General features: G+C 69.5%; 6 protein-coding genes. 3 read left to right on the top strand and 3 right to left on the bottom strand.

Annotated elements, in window-relative coordinates; all coding sequences use genetic code 11:
• The first annotated feature begins 40 nt into the window (after nucleotides 1-40).
• Nucleotides 41-1,282: a DUF4374 domain-containing protein gene (locus tag D7X12_RS36025; protein WP_120629739.1), complete on the top strand. Its 1,242-nt coding sequence runs from the start codon at nucleotides 41-43 to the stop codon at nucleotides 1,280-1,282.
• A gap of 74 nt (nucleotides 1,283-1,356) precedes the next feature.
• The gene (locus D7X12_RS36020; RefSeq protein ID WP_120629738.1) at nucleotides 1,357-2,433 is read left to right on the top strand and encodes a PepSY domain-containing protein; all 1,077 of its coding nucleotides are present in this window, start codon (nucleotides 1,357-1,359) and stop codon (nucleotides 2,431-2,433) included.
• 26 nt (nucleotides 2,434-2,459) lie between these two features.
• Here D7X12_RS36020 and D7X12_RS45195 read toward each other — a convergent pair whose 3' ends face one another.
• The 3 genes from D7X12_RS45195 to D7X12_RS36005 form a co-directional block, all read right to left on the bottom strand.
• Complete coding sequence (locus tag D7X12_RS45195) at nucleotides 2,460-3,218, bottom strand: immunity 52 family protein (RefSeq protein WP_120629737.1); 759 nt, start codon at nucleotides 3,216-3,218, stop codon at nucleotides 2,460-2,462.
• A gap of 12 nt (nucleotides 3,219-3,230) precedes the next feature.
• On the bottom strand, nucleotides 3,231-4,646 hold the full coding sequence (locus D7X12_RS45190; protein ID WP_279637266.1) for a Tox-REase-5 domain-containing protein: 1,416 nt from the start codon (nucleotides 4,644-4,646) through the stop codon (nucleotides 3,231-3,233).
• A 449-nt stretch (nucleotides 4,647-5,095) separates the two neighbouring features.
• Entirely contained in the window at nucleotides 5,096-7,405 is a 2,310-nt protein-coding gene (locus tag D7X12_RS36005; RefSeq protein WP_244224983.1) for a sensor histidine kinase, read from the bottom strand.
• Between the two features lie 202 nt (nucleotides 7,406-7,607).
• Between D7X12_RS36005 and D7X12_RS36000 the strand changes: the two genes are divergently transcribed.
• Nucleotides 7,608-8,288, top strand: a 681-nt coding sequence (locus D7X12_RS36000; protein WP_120629734.1) for a phosphoribosyltransferase, incomplete at its 3' end; no start/stop codon positions are given.

Here is an 8,288-nt window from a genome sequence, read left to right as displayed (position 1 = left end):
TTCGCACGCAGCCCCCGCCCCCCCACCGAAAGGGAAGTCCTTGAAGCCCTCATCCTTCCTTCGCATCTCCAGCCGCGTCCTCACGGCGTTCGCCTGCTCCTTCGTCGTCGCCTGCGGTGACGACCCGGTCGACCCCGTCCCGGACGCCGGCACCAACACGTCGCCGCTGTACGCGTTCGTCGCCCAGGTGAGCGCCGACTCCGAGTCCCAGAGCTACGTCATCCTGACGGACAAGGTGGACCACACGGAGCCCCTGTCGCTGGAGAACGCGACGGAGATCGACGGACGCGCGCTGGGCTCCGGCATCTCCAAGTCGGGCGCCCTCTTCGTCTCCAGCAGCGAGTCCGCCGTCGTCACCCGCTACAACGTGACGAACGACAACAAGCTGGAGAAGGCCGGCGAGGTGAGCTTCGCCAGCAAGGGCCTCTCCACGATTGGCGAGTACCAGAACCAGTTCCAGTTCGTGTCGGACACGAAGGCGTACTACTTCGACGGCCGCACCTCGCAGATCATCATCTGGAACCCGAAGGAGATGGCGCTGACGAACAGCATCTCCCTGCCGGAGATGACCATCGCGGGCACGGTGCTGACGTTCGCGTCCAACCCCATTCGCGTGGGCACCAAGGTCCTGATGCCGCTGGGCTGGCGTCCGGCCTCGGGCATCGGCATCACGAAGAAGGCGGGCATCATCGTGCTGGACACGGCGACCGACACCGCCGTGCTCGCGACGGACGACCGCTGCGGCTACGTGCGTGACGGCGTGGTGGGCGCGGACGGCCAGGTCTACCTGGCGACGGAGGCGTACGGCGCCGCGGTGAAGCGCACGGCGCAGAGCGACGTGAACGTGCCCACGCCCTGCCTGCTGAAGTTCGACCCGGCGACGGCGAAGTACGACGCGGCCTTCTACAAGGAGCTGGGCGCGCTGACCAACGGCGGCGCCACGGGTTCGCTGCTCCAGGGCCCAGCGGGCTCCGGCTACCTGCGCGTGCTGGATGAGACCGCCTATCCGGTGCAGGCGGGCACGCACCCGCGCGTCATCGCGAGCGCCGTGGCGTGGCGGTGGTGGAAGCTGGACCTGGCGAACATCACGCAGGCCACGCTGGTGGACACCCTGCCGGCCAGCACGGGCAGCTCCTTCCTGTTCCAGGCCGACAACCGCACCCTGTTCACCGAGTTCACCAACGGCGGCACCCACACGAACTTCCGCGAGCTCAGCGACCTGAGCGGCAAGGTGGTCGCGACGCATTCGGGCCTGTCGTTCTCGTTCCTGCAGCTGCGCTAGTCATCCCAAGGGGTCCCGGGCCCTCGCGGTCCGGGGCTCCGGGGGCCGTCCCCCTTCTTCCCGCCGTGCCCTCCATGTCCATCGACACGCCTGACGCTCCTTCGTCCCCTGCCCCGGCTCCGCGCTCGCCCATCCGCTACCCGTTGGTCATGAAGTGGGTACGCCGGACGCACATGTACCTGGGGCTGCTGTTGTTCCCCTGGATGATCGTCTTCGGCGTGAGCGGTGTGCTCTTCAACCACCCGGACGTCGGTGAGGACGTGGCGGTGCGCGAGGTGCCGGCCGAGCAGCTCCAGGCCATCACGGGGATGGCGCCCGTGGCACCGGAGGCCGTGGCGAAGCAGCTCGTGGAGCAGCTCAACGCCAACGGCGGCACGTACCGGCTGGAGTCGAGCAGCGACCCACACTTCTCCGGCTTCACGGTGCTGCTCGCGCCGGGCGAGGGCGTGAACAACATCGTCATCGTGAACCTGGACGAGGGCAGCGCGACGGTGTCCACGCGCAGCACGGTGTCCCCGAAGCCGAAGCTGGAGGCTCCGTTCGCGGGCGACACGGTGACGCTGCCGGAGTACTCGATGGCGGCCATCGAGGCGAAGCTGGCGCCGCTGCTGACGAAGCTGGACGTGCCGGCGAAGTCGGCGCCGAAGTCGAGCCCCCGGGGTGCGCCGGAGCTGCGCTTCAAGATGCTGGATGCGAACCAGCAGGCGTGGAACGTGACCTACAACCTGGGCTCGGGGCTCGTGGACGGCAGGCCGGCGGACGCGGCGCGCGTGCTGAGCGTGAACGAGCTGCTGACGAAGCTGCACGTGCTGCACCACTACCCGTCGAACTTCGGCGTCATGTGGCTGTGGGCGCTGTTCGCGGACGTCTCTGGCGTGATGATCGTCTTCTGGGCGCTGTCGGGCCTGTTCATGTGGTGGCAGATGAGGCCCACGCGCGTGCTGGGCATCGGGGCGCTCAGCCTGGCCATCGGGCTGGGGCTCGCGGTGATTGGCGGCACGCTGGTGGACCTCCAGTTCGGCAACGTGCAGAAGCGCACCGGCCCCGGTGACGGTGCTCAGCCGAAGCCGAAGCCCGCGCCGGCCGGCGAAACGAAGCCCGCGGCGCCGCCTGCGGCCGTGACGACCGACGCGGAAGCCGATCACCACTGACCGGGGAACACTGAGCCAGCGGATGCTCAAGAAGATGCGAACTGCATGAGCCCTGCCCGGGCCAGCAGTTCGCGCACCCGCCGCGCCAGCGCGATGTGCTCGGGGTTGGCCACGGTGAATCGCTCAGGGGTCAGGATGAGCATCGAGCCCCTGTCCTCCACGGGCTCGATGCGCACGGGGGCGGGCAGTGGCGGCACCGTGCCCCGGTGACGGGACAGGTAGGTCACCCAGCCCAGCCAGATGTCCGTCTTGCCTGCCTCATCTTCCAGGTCGCGATGCGCATGGGACATGGCCACGGACCAGTCCGGTTCCCAGGCCAGTGCCATGCTGCGCACGACCTCCGTCAAAACGGGAGCCGTAATCACCCGCTCCGCGTTCGGACTGCGACCAGGCGTGGGCAACGTCAACACGCAGGAGTTTGAGCCCGCTTCCGAGTAGCCCCCACTGTAGATGCGCAGACTCGCACGGTCGTAATCACGCCCCCCGTTACCGAACCAGAAGCCATAGCCCAGTCTCTCGATGGCAGGGCCTCCTTTCTCGCGGTTGACGCCAAGCCGGAACTGCTCCGTCAGCGTCGGCACATCGGGCGGCATCAGCGGGTACTCACGCGACTCCCTGGATGATCGCGTGGGCAAGTACCACTGGGAGAGGAAGGGATCGCTTGGCGCCAGCAAGGTAAGGAACTCAGCCGTGCGTCGGGCGCACTCCTCAGGCGACTCCTTGCGCGCTCCCCAGTAGGCCCCTGCGTAATAGGTTTCAGGAGGGGGCTTCGCCTTGGCTGTCACGGTTTTCTCTCTTCACAGTGCCGGGGTGTGGATGACCGTAATCTCACGCACCCCATTGTCCCGGAGCAGTTTCCGGATGGCCTTCGCTGCTCCTTCTTCAGCAACGTGCCACTCAATCGCGATCCCCATGCCCCAAACGCTGTCCCGTTGTCGCAGGGCTTGATCAATGAGCCCCTTGGCGCCTGTCGGCTCAAACCAGGATTCCGGATCAAGCGTATCGAGAAACTTGTTCGCGTAGCCGGGGCCCTTGGCATCCAGTAGCACGCCTTCCTTGAACCCATCGAACTTCACGCCTCCACTGTTCTGGCCCACTCCGCCGACCCAGTACGCATCATCCGCCGAGTGCCCCGTGATCTGCTCCTGGTAGCGCCGGGCACGCGTGGACATCGACTCCTGAGCGGGTCCCCACTGCCCCGGCCCCTGGGAAGGCGCTCCGCCCGTCGAGGCCGTGTTGGACCGCTGGAGGATGATGGCCGCCCCGGGTCCTCCGCTCAACACCGACGCCACGCGCCCTGCTGGCACCGCGATGCGCTCCAACGCCAGCGCGCCCTCCGCCGACAGCGAGAGCACCGGCACCGAGACTTCCGCGCCTACAGCCATCCCCTTCAACGCCCGCGTCGTGGCCGAGGCCGCGCCCCCGGTGATGAGCAAGCCCGTCGTCAGTCGCGACACCTCGCGGATCTGCTCGCCACGGGTCATGGACCCGAAGCGCTCCCAGTACATGGACGATGACATGATGAGCGCCACCACACCCGCTGGCAGGTGGCTCAGTCCCGCGATGCTGTCCACGGGACGCGTGAGCAACTGACCCAGCGCGTGGTACAGCTCCGCGAAGGCGTCCTCGGCTCCATCCAGGGTGCGGCTGATGACGTCCGCGTCGTCGTACACCTCCGCCAGAGGGCGCCAGTCCGCAGCCTGGAGCCGTGCATCCACGGTCCGGAAGACGCCGCCCTTGCCGCTGTAGAAGCGCCCCAGCTCGAAGTTGCCCGCGCGGAAGGCGCCCTCCCTCCACTCGACGGTGGCCACTTTCTGCTGGGTGCGCCCATTGAGTGCCCACGCCAGATAGCCATCCGGTCGCAGCACCGCGACCTGCTCCCGGGAGAAGCGCTCCACCCGACGCAACAATTCCTCCCGTGAAGCCGCGCTCCCCTCCAACACCTCGCGCAGGATGAAGCCCGCCGCCATGCGAGGCGGGAAGTTGCCCAGCGTGACGGGCTTCCCCAGGAGCACGCCCAGCAGTCGCGCCGCTTGCGTGGGCGTCAGCGCTTCTCCCACGGGACGCTCGTCGCGCGCCTCCAGCCCCGCGTTCGTCAACAACTGCTCCCAGCCGTCCGGTTGCTTGTCGGGATGGGTGAGGCCCGCCACGGCCACCGCACGGACGGGGCTCGCACCCGTCACCACTTCGCGCACAGCCTTGCGCCGGTACAACGGAGGCGCTTCCTCTCGGGGCGTGACGCTCGGCACCGGAGCGGATGCACGCGACGCTTCGTCGTTCGACGCTCGCACCCCAGGGGAGTCCGTGGCTGTGCTGGCCGTGTAGCTCAGCATCCTTCCCGGCCCGGGAGGCAACGAGGCGCAGCCGGTAAAGAGGAGGACCACGCACCCGAGCAGGACTTCAGCGCGCATTGTCCACCCCCAGGTCGCCTCCAGCCGCGTCAGCGAGTACCAGGGGCGTGTCGGGGGTGCGGATGAGGCCTCCTCGACGGGAGACGCCGTCGCCCCGGCCATCCCTGGCAGGAACCCCAGGCACAGCATCACCCAACGGCGGCTCCCCATCGCTCGCGCCTCCTGGATGCGCTCCGGTGCGGAGAGCAGACCCAGGTCATAGCCGCTGGATCCGACAACTCGGCGGGACCACGCAGCCAGGAGCTGATGGGTCATGGCCCCGGCGGCCCGGGCGGCCCGGTGGGGAGCGTGAAGAAGAACGTGCTCCCCTCCCCCGGACGGCTGTCCACGCCCAGCTGTCCGCCGTGGGCCTCGACGAGCCCCTTCACGATGGCCAGCCCCAGCCCCGCTCCTTCCTTGCGCTTCTCCCGGGACTGCCAGAAGGGGTCGAAGAGGTGCGGCAGGTCCTCCGCTGGAATCCCGGGCCCCGTGTCGCCCACGCAGAAGCGCATCTGGCCTTTCTCCGGCTGGACGCGCAGCGTGATGCTCCCCCCTTCGGGCGTGAACTTGAGCGCGTTGCCGAGGAGGTTGGAGAGGATTTGAAGCACGCGCTCCCGGTCCGCGAGGATGGGAGGCACGTCCTCCGGGACGAAGGCCCCGATCTGGAGCGACTTCGCGTCCACGAGCGCGCGGTGCAGCTCCACCACATCCCGGACGAGCGGTGCCACCTCCATCGGTTCGCGCTCCACCGACAGGGTTCCGCCCTCCATCCGGGCCACGTCGAGCAGGTCCTGGATGAGCCGGTTCGCCCGCTCGACCGCCTTCCGGATGGACTCCAGGGGCTTCTGGACGGCGCGCGTCGCCGACAGCCCCTTGCCCAGCTTCCCGGCGCTGAGGGCGATGACGTTGAGGGGCGCGCGCAGGTCGTGGGCGACGATGCGCAGCACCTCGTCGCGGATGCGCGTGGCCTGTTCGGACTTCGCGTGCAGCTGCGCATTGTCGATGGCGATCGCGGCCCTGCTCGCCAGCTCCTCCGCCTGGGCAAGGTCGCGCGCTCCGTAGCGGCGCCCGCTCCCGGAGGTCACGAGGATGGCGGCGCCCAGGATGCGCGCCGGGGTCTTCAGCGGCACGATGATGCAGGACTCGGGTGCGAGGCGGCGGAGCAGCGCCAGGTGCTCGGCATCCGACGCCGCGGCTTCGAGCATCTCCGGGGGAACCTCCGGAATGAGCAACGGCTTGCCCGTCCGGAGCACGGAGGCGGTGAACCCTCCCGTGCGGGGCGGATGATCCGCGGAGGTGGCGATCAGCTCCCGCACACTCCGCGCCAGCTCCGGCGTGGCCGCCGCGCTCTCCACCCGGTGGGTGCGCCCGTCGTCCTCCAGGCAGTGCACCGCGCACCAGTCCGCCAGCGCCGGCACGGCGAGCGCCGCCACCGTGGTCAACGTCACCTGTGGCTCCAGCGACGCCGCCAACCGGGGGCCCGCCTCCGCCAGGAAGCGCCACGCCTGCTCCAACTGCTTGCGCTCCGTGATGTCCTGCATCTGCGCGATGAAGTGGACCGGTTCACCGTGGGCGTCGCGGACCGACGAGGCCGTCAGCTGGATGTTCAGGATGTGGCCGTCCCGGTGGCGGTAGTGCTTTTCGCGCTGGACGGTGTCGATGTCGCCACTGCGCAACCGGCGCGCGTTCAGCAGGTCCTTCTCCAGATCCTCCGCCACGGTGAGGTCCTGGAACGACCGGGCCAGCAGCTCCTCCCGCGAGTAGCCGACGATGTCGCAGAGCGAGGCGTTCACGGTGAGGAACCGCCCGTCCAGCCCCACCAGCGCCATGCCGATGGGCGCGTACTCGAAGGCCGTGCGGAAGCGCTCCTCGCTGTTGCGGAGCACGTCCTCCGACCACTTGCGCGCGCTGATGTCCCGAAGGCTGACGGTGAGCAGCTGCGTCCCTTCGACGTCCAGCTTCGAGATGCTGGCCTCCGCCAGGAACTCCTCGCCGCCCTTGCGCCGGCCGGAGATGGGCAGCCGCTCCCCCATCTGTCGGGAACTCGCGCTGCCTTCCAGGAACTGGCGGACGTGCCGGGCGTGGACCGCTCGGAAGCGCTCGGGCAGGAGCACGTCCAGGGGCTGGCCCAGGACCTCGCTCGCGGCGTAGCCGAAGATGCGCTCGGCGCTCGCATTGAACAGGATGATGCGCTGCGCGTGGTCGATGGAGATGATGGCGTCCGCCGCGTGGGAGACGATGCCGCTGAAGCGCGCCTCCGACAGCCGCAGCGACTGCTCCACCTGGCGGTGCTTCGCTTCCAGCAACAACAGGGCGTTCGCGTTCAGGCGGGTCACCGCCAGGAAGCCCACCAGCGTCAGGAGCATGAAGAGCGTGACGCTGACGGCGGGCCCGTAGGCCCCCAGCCACAGCCCCAGCAGCACGGCCCCCATCGCCAGACTCCACCCCAGCTTGACCGTGGCCGCGCGCGTGGCCTGCACCCGTCCCCCCAGCACCCTTCCGAGCTGTTGGCGCAAGCCCCTTCGCGAGGCACCCGCGGGATGGGGGTCCAGCAGGCGGCTGATGGGCACGGGGATTCGCATGAGGCGGGGACCGTGAAGAACTTGGAGTCCCGCGCCACGACCGGCAACGCGAACGCCCTGCGGCGATACGGCGGGACGCAAGGCGTGCCCGGCTGACGATCCCTTGTCGGCAGCGAAGGCCTTCCCACTTCGCTCCGCCCGCGGCACAGGCCCTGGCACATGCCACGCGCACGTCCCATCCTCCCAGGGGGAGATGCCTGCCATGTACTTCGAGGACCGGGTCGACGCGGGGCGGCGGCTCGCACGGTTGCTGATCGCGCGTGGGTATCGCGCAGAGGACACCATCGTCCTGGGCCTGCCCCGCGGAGGGGTCCCCGTGGCGGCGGAGGTGGCGGAGGCGCTGGGGGCTCCGCTGGACGTCTGGGTGGTGCGCAAGGTGGGCGCGCCCCGCAACGAGGAGCTGGGGCTGGGGGCGGTGGCGGAAGGAGGCATCGCCTTCCTCGACCGGGAAATGATGGCGCGCATGGGCGTCGTGGAGTCCGTCGCGCGGAGGCTCGTCCAGCGCAAGGGGGCCGAGGTGAAGGAGCGCGTGGCCCGCTTCCGGAACGGGGCCGCTCCGCCCGACCTCCGGGGCAGGACGGTCATCCTCGTCGATGACGGGATCGCGACGGGAGCCACCGTGCGGGCGGCCATCCAGTCGCTCCGGGTGCGGCGGCCCGGCCGCATCGTCCTCGCCGTGCCGTTGGCGGCGGATGAGGTGCTCGAAGAGCTTCAGCCGCTGGTGGAGGACCTGGCGTGCCTCCTTCCGGTGCCCGACCTGGAGGCCGTCAGCCAGCAGTACGCCGACTTCCCCCAGGTCCCCGACAGGGACGTGATGGCGTTGCTGGCGCGGGCCCGGGCGCGAGTGCAGGACGAGGGCCTGCCCGCTGGGGATGCCCCTCCC

Origin of the sequence: Corallococcus sicarius (assembly GCF_003611735.1) — a bacterium.
Classification (GTDB): domain Bacteria; phylum Myxococcota; class Myxococcia; order Myxococcales; family Myxococcaceae; genus Corallococcus; species Corallococcus sicarius.
This window is presented reverse-complemented; position numbering and strand designations above follow the sequence as displayed.